Annotated in this window: 20 protein-coding genes and 1 tRNA gene; 1 reads left to right on the forward strand and 20 read right to left on the reverse strand. The window is 54.7% G+C overall.

What is annotated here, in order from left to right; translation table 11 throughout:
- Position 1: 1 nt before the first annotated feature.
- The 20 genes from AC1RKC_RS16215 to sdhC all read right to left on the reverse strand — a co-directional run bounded on the left by AC1RKC_RS16215 (position 2) and on the right by sdhC (position 19792).
- Positions 2-77 (reverse strand) — tRNA-Lys (locus AC1RKC_RS16215).
- A gap of 179 nt (positions 78-256) precedes the next feature.
- Positions 257-1057: a cell division protein CpoB gene (gene cpoB, locus AC1RKC_RS16220; protein WP_020825687.1), complete on the reverse strand. Its 801-nt coding sequence runs from the start codon at positions 1055-1057 to the stop codon at positions 257-259.
- A gap of 9 nt (positions 1058-1066) precedes the next feature.
- Positions 1067-1576 (reverse strand): peptidoglycan-associated lipoprotein Pal, encoded by a 510-nt coding sequence (gene pal, locus AC1RKC_RS16225; RefSeq protein WP_308530185.1) that lies wholly within the window; start codon positions 1574-1576, stop codon positions 1067-1069.
- 44 nt (positions 1577-1620) lie between these two features.
- The gene (tolB, locus tag AC1RKC_RS16230) at positions 1621-2913 is read right to left on the reverse strand and encodes a Tol-Pal system beta propeller repeat protein TolB (RefSeq protein WP_020825685.1); all 1293 of its coding nucleotides are present in this window, start codon (positions 2911-2913) and stop codon (positions 1621-1623) included.
- 132 nt (positions 2914-3045) lie between these two features.
- Positions 3046-4311 (reverse strand): cell envelope integrity protein TolA, encoded by a 1266-nt coding sequence (gene tolA / locus AC1RKC_RS16235; RefSeq protein WP_493092550.1) that lies wholly within the window; start codon positions 4309-4311, stop codon positions 3046-3048.
- A gap of 82 nt (positions 4312-4393) precedes the next feature.
- Positions 4394-4822, reverse strand: coding sequence for a colicin uptake protein TolR (tolR, locus tag AC1RKC_RS16240; RefSeq protein ID WP_020825683.1), 429 nt, complete (start codon positions 4820-4822; stop codon positions 4394-4396).
- A gap of 12 nt (positions 4823-4834) precedes the next feature.
- Positions 4835-5518, reverse strand: coding sequence for a Tol-Pal system protein TolQ (gene tolQ / locus AC1RKC_RS16245; RefSeq protein ID WP_039992358.1), 684 nt, complete (start codon positions 5516-5518; stop codon positions 4835-4837).
- Positions 5515-5919 (reverse strand): tol-pal system-associated acyl-CoA thioesterase, encoded by a 405-nt coding sequence (ybgC, locus tag AC1RKC_RS16250; protein WP_020825682.1) that lies wholly within the window; start codon positions 5917-5919, stop codon positions 5515-5517. The genes tolQ and ybgC overlap by 4 nt, the downstream gene beginning before the upstream one ends.
- Before the next feature lie 130 nt (positions 5920-6049).
- Positions 6050-6346: a cyd operon protein YbgE gene (ybgE, locus tag AC1RKC_RS16255; protein ID WP_020825681.1), complete on the reverse strand. Its 297-nt coding sequence runs from the start codon at positions 6344-6346 to the stop codon at positions 6050-6052.
- Complete coding sequence (gene cydX / locus AC1RKC_RS16260) at positions 6346-6459, reverse strand: cytochrome bd-I oxidase subunit CydX (RefSeq protein WP_004949761.1); 114 nt, start codon at positions 6457-6459, stop codon at positions 6346-6348. The genes ybgE and cydX overlap by 1 nt, the downstream gene beginning before the upstream one ends.
- A gap of 17 nt (positions 6460-6476) precedes the next feature.
- Positions 6477-7616, reverse strand: a complete 1140-nt coding sequence (gene cydB / locus AC1RKC_RS16265) for a cytochrome d ubiquinol oxidase subunit II (RefSeq protein WP_020825680.1) — start codon at positions 7614-7616, stop codon at positions 6477-6479.
- 14 nt (positions 7617-7630) lie between these two features.
- The gene (gene cydA / locus AC1RKC_RS16270; protein ID WP_020825679.1) at positions 7631-9199 is read right to left on the reverse strand and encodes a cytochrome ubiquinol oxidase subunit I; all 1569 of its coding nucleotides are present in this window, start codon (positions 9197-9199) and stop codon (positions 7631-7633) included.
- A gap of 775 nt (positions 9200-9974) precedes the next feature.
- Complete coding sequence (sucD, locus tag AC1RKC_RS16275; RefSeq protein ID WP_020825678.1) at positions 9975-10847, reverse strand: succinate--CoA ligase subunit alpha; 873 nt, start codon at positions 10845-10847, stop codon at positions 9975-9977.
- Positions 10847-12013, reverse strand: a complete 1167-nt coding sequence (gene sucC, locus AC1RKC_RS16280; protein WP_020825677.1) for an ADP-forming succinate--CoA ligase subunit beta — start codon at positions 12011-12013, stop codon at positions 10847-10849. The genes sucD and sucC overlap by 1 nt, the downstream gene beginning before the upstream one ends.
- Before the next feature lie 240 nt (positions 12014-12253).
- Entirely contained in the window at positions 12254-13474 is a 1221-nt protein-coding gene (odhB, locus tag AC1RKC_RS16285) for a 2-oxoglutarate dehydrogenase complex dihydrolipoyllysine-residue succinyltransferase (RefSeq protein WP_020825676.1), read from the reverse strand.
- An 11-nt stretch (positions 13475-13485) separates the two neighbouring features.
- Positions 13486-16299, reverse strand: coding sequence for a 2-oxoglutarate dehydrogenase E1 component (gene sucA, locus AC1RKC_RS16290; protein WP_493092549.1), 2814 nt, complete (start codon positions 16297-16299; stop codon positions 13486-13488).
- Positions 16300-16560: 261 nt separating this feature from the next.
- Positions 16561-17277 (reverse strand): succinate dehydrogenase iron-sulfur subunit, encoded by a 717-nt coding sequence (locus tag AC1RKC_RS16295; RefSeq protein ID WP_020825674.1) that lies wholly within the window; start codon positions 17275-17277, stop codon positions 16561-16563.
- Between the two features lie 16 nt (positions 17278-17293).
- A complete protein-coding gene (gene sdhA / locus AC1RKC_RS16300; protein ID WP_020825673.1) occupies positions 17294-19060 on the reverse strand; it encodes a succinate dehydrogenase flavoprotein subunit in 1767 nt (588 codons plus the stop codon).
- A 1-nt stretch (position 19061) separates the two neighbouring features.
- Positions 19062-19409: a succinate dehydrogenase membrane anchor subunit gene (gene sdhD / locus AC1RKC_RS16305; RefSeq protein ID WP_020825672.1), complete on the reverse strand. Its 348-nt coding sequence runs from the start codon at positions 19407-19409 to the stop codon at positions 19062-19064.
- Positions 19403-19792 (reverse strand): succinate dehydrogenase cytochrome b556 subunit, encoded by a 390-nt coding sequence (gene sdhC / locus AC1RKC_RS16310; protein WP_020825671.1) that lies wholly within the window; start codon positions 19790-19792, stop codon positions 19403-19405. The genes sdhD and sdhC overlap by 7 nt, the downstream gene beginning before the upstream one ends.
- A gap of 733 nt (positions 19793-20525) precedes the next feature.
- Here sdhC and AC1RKC_RS16315 point away from each other — a divergent pair.
- Positions 20526-21818: a citrate synthase gene (locus AC1RKC_RS16315; protein ID WP_020825670.1), complete on the forward strand. Its 1293-nt coding sequence runs from the start codon at positions 20526-20528 to the stop codon at positions 21816-21818.
- Positions 21819-21855 lie beyond the last annotated feature (37 nt).

Genomic DNA, 21855 nt, shown 5'->3' on the forward strand with positions numbered 1-21855 from the left:
TTGGTGGGTCGTGCAGGATTCGAACCTGCGACCAATTGATTAAAAGTCAACTGCTCTACCAACTGAGCTAACGACCCAATTTCCTTGCTGCTTTAACATCTTGCAAGATGTCTTGGCAACGGCGGCATATATTACTAATTTATCTTGGCAGCGCAACCTAAATTTTTGAACAAGGGGTTCAACTGCTTGTTCTTCACGCGAATGAGCCCAGAAAGCGGTCAAATCGACTAACTTCTGGGCTCATTATTTTTTCTGACTAACCGGCTACGCGACTTTTCGCCTGTTTGGCCGCCGCACTGGTTGGGTATTGTTTAATCACCTGCTGGAACACGGCTTTGGCTTTATCGGCCTGCCCTTTCTCCTGCATGATGATACCTACCTTGTACATGGCGTCCGGCGCCTTGGGTGACTTTGAGTAATTCTTCACCACGACCGCATAATAGTAAGCCGCATCGTCTTTCTTACCCTTGTTGTAATACAACTGGCCCAGCCAATAGTTGGCATTAGGCTGGTAAGTAGACTTTGGGTACTGTTTTACGAAGGTCTGAAAAGCAGAAATTGCCTGGTCATACTGTTTTTTTTCCAGCGCCAATGAAACAGCGGCATTGTAGTCGCTGTTTTCATCACCCTTGCTGGCCGGCGCTGCTGCTGTAGCGCCCGCAGACGCACTGTCAGCACCGTCGGAGGACGCAGCCGCTGCTGCTCCACCCGCGGCACCCGCTGCGGCAGCAGAGCTCTGAGCGCCGCCCTGGCTGATGCTATCCATCTGCTGATAGATTTGCTTTTGGCGTTCAACGACCTGATTCAGTTGATATTGGCTTTCCTGGATTTGCCCGCGGAGCGAGTCAATATCGCGCTGATTGTCAGAGAGTTGTTGCTGGAGTTGGTTTAAAAGCTGGCCTTGAGCATTGCTGATGCGCTCAAGCGAGGTGACACGGTCTTCGACCGAGCCGGAGCCGACATTACTGATTGGCGCTTGGGCAGTAGCGGCCCATGGGACCGCTACGCCAACCAGTAACGACAGACTCAACAAGTGACGTCTGAAGTTACTGTTCATGCGATTCTCTTAGTAAACCAGAACTGCACGACGGTTTTTAGCATAAGCCGCTTCGTCGTGGCCCAGTACTGCTGGTTTTTCTTTACCGTAAGAAACGATAGAGATTTGGTCAGCTGAAACGCCTTTACCTTGCAGGTACATTTTCACGGAGTTAGCACGACGCTCACCCAGGGCAATGTTGTATTCCGGCGTACCGCGCTCATCCGCGTGGCCTTCTACGGTCACTTTGTAAGACGGGTTGTTACGCAGGAATGCAGCGTGCGCGTCCAGCATCTGAGCGAACTCAGAGCTCACGTCATACTTGTCCAGACCGAAGTAAACAATGTTGTTCTTCTGCAGTTCTTGCATCTGCAGACGAGCTTGTTCTTCAGAAGACAGGTTGCTGCTGCCGTTTTCTGTACCAGTGCCAGCGCCCAGACCAGATTGGTCGTTGTTTGCGCTTTTGTTAGAACTACAAGCTGCTACAGCCAGGACTGGCAGTGCCAGCAGAAGCCCTTTCAGCACTTTGTTCAGTTGCATTTCTTTAATCCTTTTATAGTTTGCCATACATATTTACACATGCATCACAGATACGGCGACCAGGCAGGGAATTTGACCTGTCCATCAGTTGCCGGAAGACGCGCTTTAAAACGCCCATCAGTCGATACCAGTTGCAACACGGAGCCCATACCTTGCGTGGAGCTATAGATCACCATGGTGCCGTTTGGCGCAATACTAGGCGTTTCGTCCAGGAAGGTGCCGGTCAAAACTTGAACTGCACCCGATCCGAGATCTTGTTTGGCGATATGCTGAGCACCATTGTTTGAGCTCACCATCACCAGGAATTTACCATCAGAGCTGACTTCAGAATCCTGATTCTGAGAGCCTTCCCATGTCAGACGCTGTGACGCACCGCCACTGGCACTGACTTTATAAATCTGTGGCCGGCCACCCTGATCGGAGGTATACGCCAGAGACTGGCCATCCGGGAACCAGGTCGGTTCGGTATTGTTGCTGCGCCCGTCGGTGATTTGAGTGATCTGGCCAGAGCCCAGATTCATCACGTACAGGTTCAGGCTGCCGCTTTTAGACAGCGCGAAGGCCAGACGACTGCCGTCCGGTGAGAACGCCGGTGCACCGTTGTGGCGCGGGAACGAGGCGATCTGACGGATAGCACCGTTAGCCAGGGTCTGAACCACCAGCGCAGAGCGGCCGCTTTCAAAGGTCACGTACGCCAGTTTGCTGCCGTCCGGCGACCAAGCCGGGGACATCAGTGGTTCCGGTGAACGGTGTACCACAAACTGGTTGTAGCCGTCGTAATCCGCTACGCGCAGCTCGTACGGGAATTTCCCGCCGTTGGTCTGCACAACGTAAGCGATACGGGTACGGAATGCGCCCTTGATACCGGTCAGCTTTTCAAACACTTCGTCACTGGCGGTGTGAGCAGAATAACGTAACCACTGCTTGGTCACTTTATACTGGTTCTGCGCCAATACGGTGCCTGGAGAACCTGAAGTGTCCACCAGTTGATAAGAGATCAGGTAGCCGCCGTCCGCACCAGGTTGAACCTGGCCGACCACGACTGCGTCAATGCCCAATGCAGTCCAGGCCGCCGGCGTCACTTCAGACGCGGTGGTCGGTTGCTGCGGCATGCGCGCTACGTCAATTGGGTTGAATTTGCCGCTGTTGCGCAGGTCTGCGCCGACAATCTTGCCAATATCTTCCGGAGGCGTGCCTGGGCCAGCCCATTTAAACGGCACCACACCAATCGGGCGAGCGGAGTCGACCCCTTGGGTGATTTCAATGCGAACTTCCGCGTGAAGAACGGAGGCCCACAGTATTAAAAAACCTAACGCTACTCGAAATGCCTGCTTCATCTCATCTCCCTTATCCAGGCGGGATGCCTGCGATAAATTAGCAGAATTTTAACAAACCAACGCAAACAAAACTACATAATCCCTGTTGGTTACCTTAGTACATCCCTGCGATATGACTTAGCTAATCAACCGTTATTGTGGCTTAAATACAAGGGTCGAATTCTTAAAGTGCTGATAAACGGCATCGCTCGGTGGTTTCGGGATCTTCGCCTGATTCGCAGCAGCTACAGCCGCCTGGCACAGGGCAGGATCGCCACCTACCGATTTCACGTCAATCAAAAAGCCATCAGGCCCCAGCTTGATGCGTAGGTCACAGGTCTTACCGACAAACGAACTGGCATCATAAAACTTATTCTGAATTGCTGTGCGAATCTGCCCAGCATAGCCATCAATATCGGCACCACTGGCCCCTGCAGCCTTGGCATTGCCCTGACCGGCCGGTTTACCGTCACCCTTCGCTTTAGCCCCGCCGCCTTTCGGCGCGTTTTTACCGTCCGCCAGGTCGCCAAACAGATCATTGACGTCCGAAGACTGAGCTGCCGCTGCGGCAGCCGCTTTCTTCTTGGCGTCTGCGGCTTTCTTGGCAGCAGCTTTCTCAGCGGCCGCTTTTTCGGCAGCGGCGGCTTTTTTCTCAGCTTCTGCAGCCGCTTTCTTCTCGGCATCAGCCGCGGCTTTTTTCTCGGCTTCTGCTGCAGCTTTCTTCTCGGCTTCGGCAGCGGCCTTTTTCTCTGCAGCTTCGGCAGCAGCGGCTTTCTTCGCTTCTTCCGCCTGTTTCTTGGCGGCAGCGGCAGCAGCCGCTTCTTTCTTGGCTTCAGACTCCGCTTTCTTCTGCGCGTCGGCCTGTGCTTTAGCGACTTTATCTGCCTCGGCCTTGGCCTTGGCGGCGGCCGCTTCCGCTACTTTCTGCTGTTCTTTGGCTTTCGCCGCGGCGTTCTCGGCCGCTTTTTGCTGTTCAGCAGCCTGCTTTTGTTGCTCCGCCGCCTGTTTTTGCTGCTCTGCGGCCTGCTTCTGCTGTTCAGCCTGTTCTTTTGCGTCCTGCGCCGCTTTTTCCTGCGCAGACAAACGCTCTTTCTCCAGCTCTTTCAGGCGCTGTTGCTCCGCCGCTTGCTTCTGCTGAAGTTCTTCGGCTTGTTGTTCCGCTTTTTTCTGGCGCTGCTTTTCAGCACGCTGCGCGTCGTTACTCTGCTGTTGCTGGCGGTTGTACTGCTCCACCACTGCCCCGGGATCGACCATCACTGCACCGACGACAGAACCTTCGCCACCGCCGCCGGCACTGTTCATGTCGACGTTTTCTTGCAGCGATCCCCAAATCAGCAGGGCAATCAATACAAAGTGCAGAACGACCGAAACAATAACGGCGCGGTTCAGCTTATCGTTTTGCTCAGTTGCCTTTACCAAAATAGATTCCCAAAAACTGGTGTTGCTTATACGGGGTTCCTGAGCCAATGGCACAGGAACCGGGTTGCCACTGACCTTAGGGTCAGATTGGCTGGGTCATTAGCCCCACGGAAGCCACGCCCGCCTGATGGAGAATATTCAATGCCTTGATAATCTCATCGTACGGTACTTCCTTCGCCCCACCGATCAAAAAGACCGTTTTCGGGTTAGCCGCTAAACGCGACTTGGCTTCGGCGGCAACCTGTTCCGGCGGCAGCAGCTCCATGCGGTTGTGATCCACCACCAGGGTGTATTGACCCACGCCTGAAACCTCAAGGATCACCGGCGGGTTATCATCGCTGGACACCGTCTTGGAATCGGTGGCGTCCGGCAGATCAACCTCAACGCTCTGCGTGATAATCGGCGCCGTTGCCATAAAGATCAGCAACAGCACCAGCAACACGTCGAGCAACGGAACGATGTTTATTTCGGACTTCAGCTCGCGCCGATTACGTCCACGAACTCTCGCCATGCTACCTCCTACTTATTTGCTGTCGCTGGAGAAGGCCTGACGATGCAGAATAGCGGTGAACTCTTCCATAAAGTTGTCGTAATTCTGCTCAAGCTTGTTGACGCGCTGGTTGAGGCGGTTATAGGCCATAACGGCCGGAATAGCGGCGAACAAACCGATGGCGGTTGCGATCAGTGCTTCAGCGATACCCGGTGCTACCATTTGCAGCGTGGCCTGCTTCACCGCGCCCAGTGCGATAAAGGCGTGCATAATCCCCCACACGGTGCCGAACAGACCGATATACGGACTGATCGAACCCACGGTGCCGAGGAAAGGAATGTGGTTTTCCAGCGTTTCCAGCTCGCGGTTCATCGAGATACGCATGGCGCGTGACGCCCCTTCGATCACCGATTCCGGCGCATGGTTGTTAGCGCGGTGTAAACGAGCGAACTCTTTGAAACCAGAGTGGAAAATTTGCTCTGAGCCGGTCAGGCTATCGCGACGCGCCTGGCTTTCCTGGTACAGGCGAGAAAGCTCGATGCCGGACCAGAATTTGTCTTCAAAGGCTTCGGCGTCACGCGTGGCCGCATTCAGGATGCGGGTGCGCTGGATGATGATCGCCCAAGAGGCCACTGAGAAGCATATCAAAATCAACATGATAAGCTTAACCAGCAGGCTCGCCTTCAAGAATAAATCTAGGATGTTCATGTCAGTCACTGCTTAAACTCCGCGACAATAGACTTAGGAAGCGCTATCGGCTTCATTTGGTGTGGATCAATGCATGCAATCAACACATCGGCCTGACTCAAGAGAGTCCCGTCAGAATTGACAATGCGTTGGGCAAACGTGAGAGAGGCCCCGCGCATTGAGGTGATTTCACTCTGCACTTCCAGCTGTTCGTCGAGACGAGCCGGAGCCAGGTAATCCACCGTCATGCGCCGAACCACGAAAGCGACATGTTCACTGAGCAGCTGCTGTTGATGAAAGTTGTGATGACGCAGCATCTCGGTGCGCGCTCTTTCAAAAAAGGCGACATAGCGGGCGTGATAGACCACACCACTGGCATCGGTATCCTCGTAGTAAACGCGAACCGGCCATCGAAACAACGTATTACTCACTCTACTTCCCAGCAATGCAATTTAACGGTGCTACTATACGCAAGACAGATCGGGTTGGGAATGGGTTACAAGAGGGGAACGAAAATAATTATGGGCCGGAAGGGCCCATAACTCGGGGTTATAACGGAGATTATAAAGAAACGTAAAGTAATCCTGCGGCGAGGATCACAATTGCCGGAAGTGGCGCGAAAAAAGCGCGCCATAACGTCCGTTGCGGTTTGAAGCCAACGCCGTGAACCACCCCGGCGCAAACTGCCCAAATCAGCAGCAGCCCTTCCCAAATCTCCAGCGAGCTGGTCTTCGCCGCAAAGCGGGTCGGATCCCAAAAAATACAGCCCGCCAAAATCAACGCCAGCACCAGTGAAAGGGCCCGGACAGGGCCCTTGTCAGTCATGGCGTACAGCTTGTCAGTTAATGACGAACTCATCACTTACCGTCTTGCTGTGCTTTTGAATCTTCGTGGTGCTCAAGCGCCAGCGCCGTGATGATACCGAAGGCACAGGCAAGAAGCGTTCCGAGAATCCAGGCAAAATACCACATGGTTTAGCTCCCTATCCTTAATACAGCGAATGCTTGTTGTTCTCGACGAAGTTTTTGTCGAGACGGCCGAACATTTTGTAGTACGACCAGCTGGTGTACCCCAGAACGATAGGCACGAAGATCGCCGCGACAACGGTCATCACTTCCAACGTCAACAGACTGGAGGTGGCATCCCACATGGTCAGGCTGATGTTAGGCACGGTGCTTGACGGCATCACGAACGGGAACATGGTCACACCGGCAGTCAGGATCACGCAGGCAATGGTCAGTGACGAAGTCACGAACGCCAGCGCGTCTTTCGACATGCGGGAGAACAGCACCGTAAACAGCGGCAGCACCACACCCAGGGCAGGCAATGCCCACAGCAGCGGATACTTGTTGAAGTTGATCAACCAGGCACCGGCCTGATGAGCCACTTCTTTACGCATCGGATTAGACTCCGCCATGGTATCCAGCGCCGAGGTAATCACATAACCATCGATGCCTTTCACCAGCCAAATGCCACCCAACAGGAAGAACACCGCCATCACCAACGTGGAGATCTGCGCCGCGGCACGTGCACGCAGGTGGATCTCACCGCTAGTACGCATCTGCAGGTAGGTTGCCCCCTGGGTCACCAGCATGGTCAGGCTGACAACACCCGCCAACAGGCCAAACGGATTCAGCAGTTGGAAGAAGTTGCCGGTGTAGAACAGACGCATGTATTCGTCCATGTGGAACGGCACGCCCTGCAGCAGGTTGCCGAACGCCACGCCGAACACCACCGCCGGCACAAAGCTGCCGATGAAGATGCCCCAGTCCCACATGTTGCGCCAGCGGCTGCTCTCCAGCTTCGAGCGGTAGTCAAAACCGACCGGGCGGAAGAACAAGGCGGACAGCACCAGGATCATGGCGACGTAGAAACCGGAGAACGCCGCCGCATAGACCATTGGCCAGGCGGCGAACAACGCACCACCGGCCGTGATCAGCCACACCTGGTTACCGTCCCAGTGCGGCGCGATGGAGTTGATCATCACCCGGCGCTCGGTATCGGTTTTACCGATAATGCGCACCAGGATGCCGACCCCCATGTCGAAACCGTCGGTGACGGCGAAACCGATCAGCAGTACGCCAATCAGGACCCACCAGATAAATCGCAGTACTTCATAATCAAACATACGTGGACTCCTGTTTAGCGCGCTTCCTGCACGGCGGCAGTCGGTTGTTCAAAGTGGTAGCGGCCAGTTTTCAGGCTGCTTGGACCCAGACGTGCAAATTTGAACATCAGGTACATTTCAGCCACCAGGAACAGGGTGTACAAGCCGCAAATCAGCCCCATCGAGAACAGAATGTCGCCCGCAGTCAGTGAAGAGTTGGCAACCGCAGTCGGCAGCACCTCACCAATCGCCCAAGGTTGACGACCGTATTCAGCCACAAACCAGCCGGCTTCGATGGCAATCCACGGCAGCGGCAGGCCATACAGCGCCGCACGGTGTAGCCACTTTCTCTGGCCAATGCGGCCACGAAGCACGCTCCAGAACGACAGACCGATAATCAGTAACATCAGCACGCCACAGGCCACCATGATACGGAAGGCGAAGTACAGCGGTGCTACGCGTGGGATAGAGTCTTTGGTCGCCTGCTGGATCTGCGTTTCCGTCGCGTCGGTGACGTTCTGGGTATAGCGCTTCAGCAGTAAACCGTAGCCCAAGTCTTGCTTGGCTTTATTGAACTCGGCGCGAACCGCCGGATCGGTATTGCCACTGCGCAACTCTTCCAGCAGTTGGTAGGCTTTCATCCCGTTGCGGATACGCACTTCATGCTGCGCCATCAGATCTTTCAGGCCGGTGACCTGAGTATCCGTTGAGCGGGTGGCAATCAGGCCGAGCGCATAAGGAATTTGGATCGCGTAGGAGTTTTCCATTTTATCCTGATTCGGAATACCGAACAGGGTAAAGGAAGCCGGAGCCGGTTGAGTGTCCCACTCGGCTTCGATGGCGGCCAGTTTGGTTTTCTGCACGTCACCCATTTCGTAGCCGGATTCATCACCCAGTACGATTACGGACAGTACGGCAGCCATACCGAAGCTGGCAGCGATTGCGAAGGAACGTTTGGCAAAGGCAGTATCACGGCCTTTCAACAGGTAGTAAGAGCTGATACCCAGTACGAACATCGCACCACAGGTGTAGCCGGCAGCTACGGTGTGAACGAACTTAACCTGCGCAACCGGGTTGAGCACCAGTTCGGAGAAGCTGAGCATCTCCATGCGCATGGTTTCGAAGTTGAAGTCCGAGGCGATAGGGTTCTGCATCCAGCCGTTGGCCACCAGGATCCACAGCGCGGAGAAGTTTGAGCCCAGTGCCACCAGCCAGGTTACGGCCATGTGCTGCACCTTGCCCAGACGATCCCAGCCGAAGAAGAACAGGCCGACCAGCGTCGATTCAAGGAAGAACGCCATCAGACCTTCGATGGCCAGAGGGGCCCCGAAAATATCACCGACGTAGTGTGAGAAATATGACCAGTTGGTCCCGAACTGGAACTCCATGGTCAAACCGGTGGCCACACCCAGAGCAAAGTTAATTGCAAATAACTTGCCCCAGAATTTGGTCATATCTTTATAGATTTGTTTGCCTGACAGTACATATACCGTTTCCATAATTGCCAGCAAAAACGCCATGCCTAGCGTTAATGGGACAAATAAGAAGTGGTACATCGCCGTTAAAGCAAACTGTAAGCGCGACAGTTCGACAATATCAAACATCTTGACTCCTTGCTCCTCGCAGGAAGACTCCGACATGCGGTTATCGATATGACTTCGGGTGAAGCTACCGGTAACGCCCCGCAGTGAATGCCCTTAAACACAACAAAAATTTGATCCAGCTTCTCCGCTTTCAACCATGCATTCGACGCGGGCCGTACTGGCCAGTGTACTAAACACACCACTGAAAACCGACAACGGGTAACAAATGCAACAAGATCAACCATCCATATTCACCATGGATGATACTCGCCCAATCCCACACAATAAATAGGTTTTTACGTGATATGGGTTAGACTTTTGGTTACAGGTCAAATTTTAGCCCAAAGAGGTACTCAGCCCTAATTTGATCTGGAACAATTTAAGCCTATCTGAATTTTATTTCCAGATTCAGCTCACAATTTCTCATAATTATCTTGTGGTTATGTTACATAATGGTTTCGTAGTCTATCTAGGTACTTTTTGTGTTAAATAGATGTGATATTTAATGGTTATCTGTATTTAAATGAAGTCTCGAGTGTGAATGATGTTAACGCTTATTAACCTGCTAATAGGACAAGCTTAGCTTATTTTTTTACTCTGATAATTGTAGGCAATAAAAAGAATAATTATCGATAAAGCAGCGCTTAAATACGTCCGCCCATCCCCCCCCTTTAATTGATGCCGCTAACGCTCACCACGGCCACCGCAATGCCCTATTCCCTCTCGTGCAGGCAAAAAAAAACAGGGCCAGACACTTGGTCTGACCCTGCTTGAATACGGACTACCGCAGATTAAATTAGCGGTTCAGAACCGCTTTAACTGCCTCGCCGATGTCAGCCAGGCTGCGCACGGTTTTAACCCCTGCCGCTTCCAGCGCTGCGAACTTCTCGTCCGCAGTGCCTTTGCCGCCGGCAATGATGGCGCCGGCATGGCCCATACGCTTGCCTTTAGGCGCGGTAACACCCGCGATGTAGCCAACTACCGGCTTGGTCACGTGTTCTTTGATGTACGCCGCTGCTTCTTCTTCTGCGCTGCCGCCGATTTCACCGATCATGACGATCGCTTCAGTTTGCGGATCTTCCTGGAACAACTTCAGGATATCGATGAAGTTAGAACCTGGGATCGGGTCACCGCCGATGCCTACACAGGTAGACTGGCCCAGACCGGTATCGGTGGTTTGCTTCACCGCTTCGTAGGTCAGGGTGCCGGAGCGGGAAACGATGCCCACTTTTCCTGGCAGGTGGATGTGGCCTGGCATGATGCCGATTTTGCACTCGCCCGGGGTGATAACGCCTGGGCAGTTCGGGCCAATCATACGCACGCCGGCTTCATCCAGCTTCACCTTGACGGTCAGCATATCCAGCGTCGGTATGCCTTCGGTAATGGTGATGATCAGTTTGATGCCTGCATCGATAGCTTCCAGAATGGAGTCTTTGCAGAATGGTGCCGGTACGTAGATAACGGACGCCGTGGCGCCGGTCGCTTCTACCGCTTCACGCACGGTGTTGAACACCGGCAGGCCCAGGTGCTGAGTGCCGCCTTTGCCCGGCGTCACGCCACCGACCATTTTGGTGCCGTAAGCGATAGCTTGTTCGGAGTGGAAGGTCCCCTGGCTACCGGTGAAACCCTGACAGATAACTTTGGTGTTCTTATCGATTAAAATGGACATTATTTACCCTCCACTGCCGCAACAACTTGCTGAGCCGCATCAGTCAGGCTGGTCGCAGCAATGATATTCAGACCGCTGTCCGCCAGTTTCTTGGCGCCCAGTTCGGCGTTATTCCCTTCCAGACGCACCACCACCGGGACGTTAACGCCCACTTCGGCTACTGCGCCAATGATACCGTCAGCGATCAGGTCGCAGCGCACGATACCACCGAAAATGTTAACCAATACCGCTTTCACCTTGTCGTCGGACAGGATGATTTTGAAGGCTTCGGTCACGCGCTCTTTGGTTGCACCACCGCCTACGTCGAGGAAGTTGGCTGGCTCACCGCCGTGCAGCTTAACGATGTCCATAGTCCCCATCGCCAGGCCTGCGCCGTTAACCATGCAGCCGATGTTGCCGTCGAGAGCAACGTAGTTCAGCTCCCACTGTGCCGCACGGGATTCACGCTCGTCTTCCTGAGACAGGTCGCGCATTTCACGCAGCTCAGGTTGACGGAACAGTGCGTTACCGTCAGCGCCCAGTTTACCGTCCAGACAGATCAGATCGCCCTGCTTGGTCACCACCAGCGGGTTAATCTCAACCATCGCCAGGTCGCGCTCCAGGAACAAGGTCGCCAGGCCCATGAAGATCTTGGCGAACTGGCCAACTTGCTTGCCGGTCAGGCCCAGTTTGAAGGCCAGTTCACGGCCCTGGTAAGGCTGTGGGCCTGCCAGTGGGTCGATGGTCATTTTGTGGATCAGTTCCGGCGTTTCTTCCGCAACTTTCTCAATCTCAACGCCACCCTCGGTGGATGCCATGAACACTACACGACGGCTGGCACGGTCTACTACCGCGCCCAGGTACAGTTCTTTATCGATGTCGGTCGCGGCTTCTACCAGGATCTGGTGAACCGGTTGACCCAGCGCGTCAGTCTGGTAGGTCACCAGACGCTTGCCCAGCCAGGCTTCAGCGAAAGCGCGGATATCTTCTTTGCTGTTTACAACTTTAACGCCGCCAGCTTTACCGCGGCCGCCAGCATGAACCTGACATTTAACCACCCACGGGCCGGAGCCGATTTTGGATGCGGCTTCTTCCGCTTCACGCGGTGTGGTACAGGCGTAACCGGTTGGTGCCGGCATGCCATACCGAGCAAACAGCTGTTTTGCCTGATATTCGTGTAAATTCATGATGTTCTATCCATTCAGTTCTGAAGGTTTTAGCCGAGTCATTTTGGCGGAAAACCGCATGACTTTCGTCGGCCACATAGCACAGAGTGTGGGCGCGGCAATCTCTGTCATCCTTAAAGCTGCATCTTTGTTGGCTGCCTTCTCTCACCCCAGTCACATAGTTGACTATGCTCCTGGGGATTCGCTCCGTTGCCGCCGCGATGCAACTTCAATGATTTAAGATATACGCGCCCATCAGGGTTATACGTCCAGCAGCAGACGAGCCGGATCTTCCAGCATCTCTTTTACCGTCACCAGGTAACCGACGGATTCTTTACCGTCGATCAGGCGGTGATCGTAAGACAGTGCCAGATACATCATTGGCTGGATCACAACCTGGCCTTTAACCGCCATTGGGCGATCTTTAATGGCGTGCATGCCCAGGATGGCGCTCTGCGGTGGGTTGATGATCGGGGTAGACATCAGTGAACCGAATACGCCGCCGTTGGTAATGGTGAAGTTACCGCCGGTCAGCTCTTCCACAGTCAATTTGCCGTCACGGCCTTTAACTGCCAGCTCTTTGATTTTCTTCTCGATGTCCGCCATGCTCATGGTGTCTACGTCACGCAGTACCGGGGTTACCAGGCCACGTGGGGTAGATACCGCAATGCTGATATCGAAGTAGTTGTGGTACACCACGTCGGTACCGTCGATGGAAGCGTTCACTTCCGGGAAGCGTTTCAGGGCTTCAACCACCGCCTTGATGTAGAAGGACATAAAGCCCAGACGTACACCGTGACGTTTTTCGAAAGCTTCACCGTACTGCTTGCGCAGGTCCATGATCGGCTGCATGTTGATTTCGTTGAAGGTGGTCAGCATCGCAGTGCTGTTCTTCGCTTCCAACAGGCGCTCGGCCACGCGTTTGCGCAGGCGGGTCATCGGCACGCGTTTTTCGCTGCGGCTGCTCAGAGCAGGCTGCGGTGCGGCTTCGACGGCGGCAGCGGCAGGTTTGTCGGCTTTTTTGCCGTTAGCCAGGTGCGCTTCCACGTCTTCACGGGTGATACGGCCACCCACGCCGCTGCCTTTGATGGCGGCAGCATCGAGATCGTGTTCGGCAATCAGGCGGCGGATCGCCGGGCTGAGCGCGTCGTTGCTCTCTTCTTCCAGGCTGGCAGTCGCGCGCTGTGCAGGCGTGGCTTCTTTCTCCTGGCTCTTCTCAGCGGTCGGCTTGCCGGAGCTGTCGCCCGGGCGGATGCGGCCTAGCAGTTGGCGAGAAAGCACGGTTGCGCCCTCTTCTTCCACGATCGCATCGAGGATCCCAGCTTCACTTGCCGGAACTTCCAGAACCACTTTGTCAGTTTCGATTTCAACCAGAACTTCGTCACGCTGGACGCTGTCACCTGGTTTCTTGTGCCAGGTGGCTACGGTCGCATCCGCAACCGATTCAGGAAGGTCAGGTACCAGAATATCTACGCTACTCATTTAGCTTTCCCTTAATCTTTAACAATATTCAGCGCGTCATTAACCAGAGCCTGCTGCTGCTTCTGGTGTACGGACATGTAACCGACTGCCGGAGAGGCAGAGGCTGGACGTCCTGCGTAACGTAAAGAAGCCCCGAACGGCACCACTTCACGGAAGTTGTGTTGGCTGCAGTACCAGGCGCCCTGGTTCAGCGGCTCTTCCTGACACCAGACGAAATCATGCACGTGAGCATACTTCTCCAGCACCGCCTGAACGGCCTGATGCGGGAACGGGTACAACTGCTCGATACGGATGATAGCCACGTCTTTCTGGTCGTTCTTGCGGCGTTGTTCCAGCAGATCGTAATAGACCTTACCGGAGCACATGACCACGCGTTTGACCGCTTTCGGATCCAACTCATCGATCTCGCCGATAGCCGGCAGGAAGGTGCCGTTAGCCAGCTCTTCCAGAGACGAGGTTGCCAGCGGGTGACGCAGCAGAGATTTCGGCGACATCACCACCAACGGACGGCGCATACCGCGCAGCGCCTGACGACGCAGCATATGGTAGACCTGTGCCGGAGTGGAGGGGATGCACACCTGCATGTTCTGCTCAGCACACAGCTGCAGGTAACGTTCCAGACGCGCAGAAGAGTGCTCTGGACCCTGGCCTTCGTAACCGTGCGGCAGCAGCATCACCAGGCCACACATACGGCCCCATTTCTGCTCGCCGGAGCTGATGAACTGGTCGATCACCACCTGAGCGCCGTTGGCGAAGTCACCGAACTGCGCTTCCCAAATGGTCAGGGTGCGCGGTTCTGCGGTGGCGTAACCATATTCGAACGCCAGTACGGCTTCTTCCGACAGTACGGAGTCCCACACTTTGAACTCGCCCTGCCCGCTGTGAACATTGGCCAGCGGAACGTAGACCGAACCGTTTTTCTGGTTGTGCACCACTGCATGGCGGTGGAAGAAGGTACCGCGACCGGCGTCTTCGCCGGAAAGGCGAATCGGGATGCCTTCATCGACCATGGTGGCATAGGCCAGCGTTTCCGCCGCGCCCCAGTCGAACGCTTTGTTGCCTGCCGCCATCTCTGCGCGGTCTGCGTAGATTTTCGCTACGCGTGACTGCATTTCGATCGCTTCCGGCACGGTGCTGATGCGGCGGGCCAGTTCCTGCAGGCGCTTCATCTCAACCTTGCTTGGGTACTCTTCATCCCATTCGTGGTTAAGGTACGGCGACCAGGTAAAGCTATGCAGGTTCATCGGACGCCACTCTTCAACCACGCAATCGCCGCGGTCGAGTGCATCACGATACAGGTTGACCATTTCCGTGGCATCTTCCAGGCTGGCGACTTTTTGTTCGGTCAGCACGTCAGCATAAAGCTTGCGCGGCGTAGGGTGTTTTTTGATCTTCTGGTACATCATCGGCTGGGTTGCACTTGGCTCATCGGCCTCGTTATGCCCATGGCGACGGTAGCAGACCAGATCGATCATCACGTCACGTTTGAAGGTGTTACGGAAATCCAACGCCAGGCGGGTCACAAAGGCCACCGCTTCCGGATCGTCAGCATTTACGTGGAAGATCGGCGACTGCACCATCTTGGCGATGTCAGTACAATATTCGGTAGAACGCGCATCCAACGGGTTGGAGGTAGTGAAACCAACCTGGTTGTTGATCACGATACGCACCGTGCCGCCCACTTCGTAGCCGCGAGCCTGCGACATGTTCAGGGTTTCCTGAACCACGCCCTGGCCGGTAATGGCGGCGTCACCGTGGATGGTGATTGGCAGTACCATATTGCTGCGCGCTTCGTCCAGACGGTCACGACGAGCACGAACTGAGCCCATGACCACCGGGCTGACGATCTCCAGGTGCGACGGGTTAAACGCCAGCGCCAGGTGAACCATGCCGCCTTCGGTTTCTACGTCGGAGGAGAAGCCCTGGTGATATTTAACGTCACCGGTGCCGAGGTGCTCTTTATGCTTGCCGGCAAACTCGTCGAACAGGTCGGCAGGTTTTTTGCCCAGTACGTTGATCAACACGTTCAGACGGCCGCGGTGGGCCATGCCCAATACCACTTCGCGCGTGCCGTTCTTGCCAGCGTGACGCACCATCTCTTTGAGCATCGGTACCAGCGCATCGCCACCTTCCAGCGAGAAGCGTTTCGCCCCTGGGAATTTGGCACCGAGGTAACGCTCCAGACCTTCCGCTGCGGTCAGTTCGTTCAGGAAGCGGCGTTTCTCATCATCGGTAAAGCTGGCGTGCCCCACCACCGATTCAATACGCTGCTGGATCCAGCGTTTCTCTTCAGTGTTGGTAATGTGCATGTATTCCGCACCGATCGAGCCGCAGTAAGTCTGCTTCAGCGCGGCATACAGGTCGCCCAGCTTCATGGTTTCTTTGCCGATAGCGAAAGAACCCACGTTGAAGGTTTCCTGGAAGTCGGCTTCGGTCAGGTTGTGATAGGCGGGTTCAAGGTCAGGAACTTGCTCACGCTGCCACAGACCGAGCGGATCGAGGTTGGCATGCTGATGTCCGCGGAAACGGAAGGCGTTAATCAGCTGCAGTACCTTGACCTGTTTGGCATCGGTGTCTGGGTCGTTGATGGTGGTGTTGTAACGCGCGGAGTCTTTCGCCAGGCGGCGGAAGTAGTCACGCGTTTGAGAGTGAAGCTGATCGGGTTTTACACCCGCGGTTGGTAGCTGTTGAAAAATGGAACGCCAGCTATCTTCAACGGAGCCCGGATCGGTTAAGAAGTCTTCATAGAGCTGTTCTATGTAAGACTGGTTCGCGCCCGCCAGATAGGAGGAATCCAGCCAGGCCTTCATTGCGCCGTTCTGCATCATGATCCCTTAAGCTTTGAAGCTTTAGTTTTCGCCGTGGTTAACATAATTACCGTGATGGATACGGTTTGCCGTAGAAACGGTTCACTCGACGTACTTTTACGGTACGTTCTGCTATGGACCTTGCGGTCCCTTACAAGGAACCTCTAAAAACCGGCGGGCGAACCTGGCTGCATAGTGCCGCAGCCACGGGTCAGTTTTTAGAGGCTCCCTCCTTTGTGATGTGCGCCGGAAACTGCCCGGCGCAGCATCTCATTCCACTTATGCGCCGCGTTGCAGCAGCATAGACTTGATATGACCGATAGCACGCGTCGGGTTCAAGCCTTTAGGACATACACTGACACAATTCATAATGCTATGGCAGCGGAAAACACTGAAAGCGTCGTCTAGATCGTCTAAACGTTCTTCGGTTTCCGTGTCGCGGCTGTCAATCAGGAAACGGTATGCCGCCAGCAGGCCAGCCGGGCCAATGAATTTGTCCGGGTTCCACCAGAATGACGGGCAAGAGGTCGAACAACAAGCGCATAAAATGCACTCATAAAGTCCGTCCAGCTTGGCGCGCTGCTCTGGCGATTGCAGGTGTTCACGCGCCGGCGGGTTCTTGCCGTCGTTCTGCAGGTAAGGTTTGATCTTTTCATACTGGGTGTAGAACTGACCCATATCCACCACCAGATCGCGCACTACCGGCAAGCCAGGCAGCGGGCGGATCACAATCTTGTTGTTGCCTTTACGCAGCGACGAGATCGGGGTGATGCACGCCAGGCCGTTTTTACCGTTCATGTTGATCCCGTCGGAACCACACACGCCTTCGCGGCAGGAACGACGGAACGACAGGCTAGGATCTTTTTCTTTCAGCAGGATCAAGGCATCCAGCAACATCATGTCGCGACCTTCTTCCGCTTCCAGGCTGTAATCCTGCATGTGCGGAGCGTCATCAACATCCGGATTGTAGCGATAAATTGAAAATTCGAGTTTCATCAATCGATCTCCGCAATTAGTAAGAACGCACTTTCGGCGGGAATGCCGGGCGCAGCTTCGGTTGCATGTTCACTTCACGACGCGTCATGCTTTCCGATTGCGGCTGATACAGCGAGTGACACAGCCAGTTGGCGTCATCACGTTCCGGGAAGTCGAAGCGGCTGTGTGCGCCACGGCTTTCGGTACGGAAGTTGGCCGACACGGCGGTGGAAAACGCGGTCTCCATCAGGTTATCCAACTCCAGGCATTCGATGCGCTGGGTGTTGAACTCGCTGGAGGTATCGTCCAGACGTGCGTTCTTCAGACGTTCACGGATCACTTTCAGCTCTTCCAGGCCTTTCGCCATCGCATCGCCTTCGCGGAATACCGAGAAGTTGTGCTGCATGCAGGCTTGAAGCGCCTTACGGATTTCGACCGGATCTTCACCGGAACGGGTGTTGTTCCAGCGGTTCAGACGATCCAGCGACGCCTCTACATCAGAATCGCTGGCATCACGGCTTTCGCCCTGCTCCGCCAGAGACTCATGCAAATGCATGCCGGCGGCACGACCGAATACCACCAGGTCCAGCAACGAGTTGCCGCCCAGACGGTTGGCACCGTGCACTGAAACGCAGGCAATTTCGCCCACGGCGAACAGACCCGGGATCACCACGTCTTCGCCTTTTTCGTTCACGGTCAACGCCTGGCCGGTCACTTTGGTCGGAATACCGCCCATCATGTAGTGGCAGGTTGGGATAACCGGAATCGGCTCTTTCACCGGGTCGACGTGCGCGAAGGTGCGCGACAGTTCCAGAATGCCCGGCAGACGGGATTCCAGCACTTCTTTGCCCAGGTGATCCAGCTTCAGCTTGACGTGTGGGCCCCATGGACCGTCACAGCCGCGGCCTTCGCGGATTTCAATCATGATAGAACGGGCTACGACGTCACGGCCCGCCAGGTCTTTGGCGTTCGGCGCATAGCGCTCCATGAAACGCTCGCCGTGTTTGTTCAGCAGATAACCGCCTTCGCCACGGCAACCTTCGGTCACCAAGACCCCGGCGCCGGCGATGCCGGTCGGGTGGAACTGCCACATTTCCATGTCCTGCACCGGCACGCCGGCGCGCAGCGCCATGCCGACACCGTCGCCGGTGTTGATATGGGCGTTGGTGGTGGACTGGTAAATACGGCCCGCACCGCCAGTCGCCAGCACGGTGGCCTTGGCTTTGAAGTAAACCACTTCACCGGTTTCGATGCAGATAGCCGTGGTGCCAACCACTGCGCCATCCTGGTTTTTCACCAGATCCAGCGCATACCACTCGGAGAAGATAGTAGTGTGGTTTTTCAAATTCTGTTGGTACAGGGTGTGCAGCAACGCGTGACCGGTACGGTCAGCCGCCGCAGCGGTGCGTGCCGCCTGTGCGCCACCGAAGTTCAGTGACTGGCCGCCGAACGGACGCTGATAAATGCGGCCTTCGTCCGTACGGGAGAACGGCAGGCCCATATGTTCCAGCTCCAGAACCGCTTCCGGGCCGGTTTTACACATATATTCAATGGCGTCCTGGTCACCGATATAATCGGAACCTTTCACCGTGTCATACATATGCCATTCCCAGTTATCATCGTGGTTGTTACCCAGCGCAACGGTGATACCGCCCTGCGCAGACACGGTATGGGAACGGGTCGGGAATACTTTGGACAGCAGGGCACAGCTGGAGCCTGCTTGAGAAATTTGCAGTGCCGCGCGCATACCTGCGCCGCCTGCACCGATAACTACAGCATCAAATTCTCTGATCGGCAGTTTCATCTTATGCACCCCACACTACGATTGTTCCGTACAGTAAATAGACCAGCAACACGACAACAATCGCCAGTTGCAACACCAGACGTACCGCCAAAGGTTTGACGTAATCCGTCAATACCTGCCACAAACCGACCCAGGCGTGAACCAGAATCGACAGCAGCGTCAGCAGAGTGAACACTTTCGTAATAGAGGTGGCGAAGAAGCCGCGCCAGATTTCGTAGGTGAGATCCGGAGCCGTAACGAAGAAGCCCAGGATATACAGAACATACAGGGTGATGACGATAGCGGAAGCACGCAGTAACAACCAGTCGTGTACGCCGTTGCGTCCTAATGCAGAAACATTGTTTACCATACGAGGACTCCAGCCAGAACTGACAGCACGACGGTCAGACCGATCGCCACCTGGGCAGAACGGGTACCGGCAGCTAAACTCTCTTCGATATAGCCAAAATCCATTAACAAGTGGCGAATACCACCGCAAATGTGATAGGCCAGCGCCGTGAGGATGCCCCAGAATATGAATTTGACAACGAAGCTATTCATGATGGCGGCAGCCTGCATGAACCCCTCTTGGGAAGAGAGAGACAGGCCCAGCAGCCAGAGGAGGATACCCACGGCAACGAAGGTAATTACGCCAGAGACTCGGTGTAAGATGGACGCTATCGCAGTTACGGGAAACCGGATCGTTTGCAGATCCAGGTTGACAGGTCTTTGTTTTTTCACGTTTTTGCCCACACAGCTCTTATTATTTTCCTTCCTCCGGCCTGGGCGGGGATCAGACAGCGTTAAGAGCCAAAACCCTCACACGTCACGCGCTCAAACAACAACATCCTCTGTGCTTAAACGGCGCGTAGTTATAACGCTGGGTGCTCCTACTTCAGGGTATCCCGGAGACCTGGCGGCAGTATAGGAGGATCACATTCTGATTACAATTCCCATACAATCCCTTTGGTAACATTTCCCCCGAACAGTGATTTAGATCACGAATTTCACAATTGGCACAAAATTAATTATCTGATTTGACAAGAGATCAACAATTCCATTACATATAGGGGCACAAACGGTCCTATGATGCGCTATAGGTCAGCAGATACACTTCCCCCTGTGTTCAAGATATGCAACAGTGTATTTGGCAGAACCTATCCCAATGGCGGTTTTTGCCGGACATGTTTGCAGCAGTTCGCCGCAGATTAAACAAAATAAGGCATATAAAACAGTTTATTGGGATAGGTTCAACAACCCCCGAACACGTCGTAGGTAAGATTAACAGAATATAACGAATTCCGATGAATCGTTAACAACTGGTCACCCGCCTCGTTCGCCTGGTTAGCACTCTGTACCCTACCCGCGCATTTGCGCAGTCGCTCACAGAGTTAGCGTCCGCACCATTTTTTGCGGGCAACCTGAGGAGAATTAAGGTATTTCAGTTGTTAGAGGTTTTTAAAATAAGGCGCTAAGGAGACAGTAAATGACTGATAAGAAAGCGACGCTAACCATTAATGATGGTGAAGCTCCAATCGAACTGGGCGTATTATCCCCGACACTGGGCCCCGATGTCCTCGATGTCCGCGCCCTGGGCTCCAAAGGTTATTTCACGTTTGATCCCGGCTTTACCTCTACCGCTTCCTGCGAATCAAAAATCACCTTTATCGACGGTGACAAAGGCGTGCTGCTGCACCGCGGTTTCCCGATTGAACAGCTGGCGAAAGAGTCTTCTTACCTGGAAGTGTGCTACATCCTGCTGTACGGCGAGACCCCAACCGCAGAAGAGTTCGAAACCTTTAAAACAACCGTAACCCGCCACACCATGATCCACGACCAGATTACCCATCTGTTCCGTGGTTTCCGCCGCGACTCGCACCCAATGGCAGTACTGTGCGGCGTGACCGGTGCCCTGGCGGCGTTCTACCACGATGCGCTGGACGTCAACAACGAGCGTCACCGCGAGATCACCGCGTTCCGCCTGCTGTCCAAAATGCCTACCGTGGCGGCCATGTGTTATAAATATTCCCTGGGCCAGCCGTTCGTTTACCCACGTAACGACCTGTCCTACGCCGGTAACTTCCTGCACATGATGTTCGCAACCCCGTGTGAAGAATACGTGGTGAACCCTGTGCTGGAACGCGCAATGGATCGCATCCTGATCCTGCACGCAGACCACGAGCAGAACGCTTCCACCTCTACCGTACGTACCGCAGGTTCTTCAGGCGCTAACCCGTTTGCCTGTATCGCGGCCGGTATCGCCTCCCTGTGGGGGCCGGCACACGGCGGCGCCAACGAAGCCGCGCTGAAAATGCTGGAAGAGATCAAAACCGTTGAGCACATCCCTGAGTTTATCAAGCGCGCCAAGGACAAGAACGACTCCTTCCGCCTGATGGGCTTTGGCCACCGCGTGTACAAGAACTACGACCCACGCGCCACCGTGATGCGCGAAACCTGTCACGAAGTGCTGAAAGAACTGAACAAGAAGGACGACAACCTGCTGGAAGTGGCGATGGAGCTGGAACACATCGCGCTGAACGACCCGTACTTCATCGAGAAGAAGCTGTACCCGAACGTCGACTTCTACTCAGGCATCATTCTGAAGGCAATGGGTATTCCTTCATCCATGTTCACCGTAATCTTCGCCATCGCCCGTACCATCGGCTGGATTGCACACTGGAACGAAATGCACGACGAAGGCATCAAGATTGCCCGTCCGCGCCAGCTGTACACCGGCTATGCCGAACGCGATTTCAAATCCCAGGTGAAAAACAAATAACGCCGCTTTACCCTACATAAAGCAGCACAAGCCGCCC

This window comes from Serratia sp. GW822-FHT06E05, assembly GCF_058799445.1.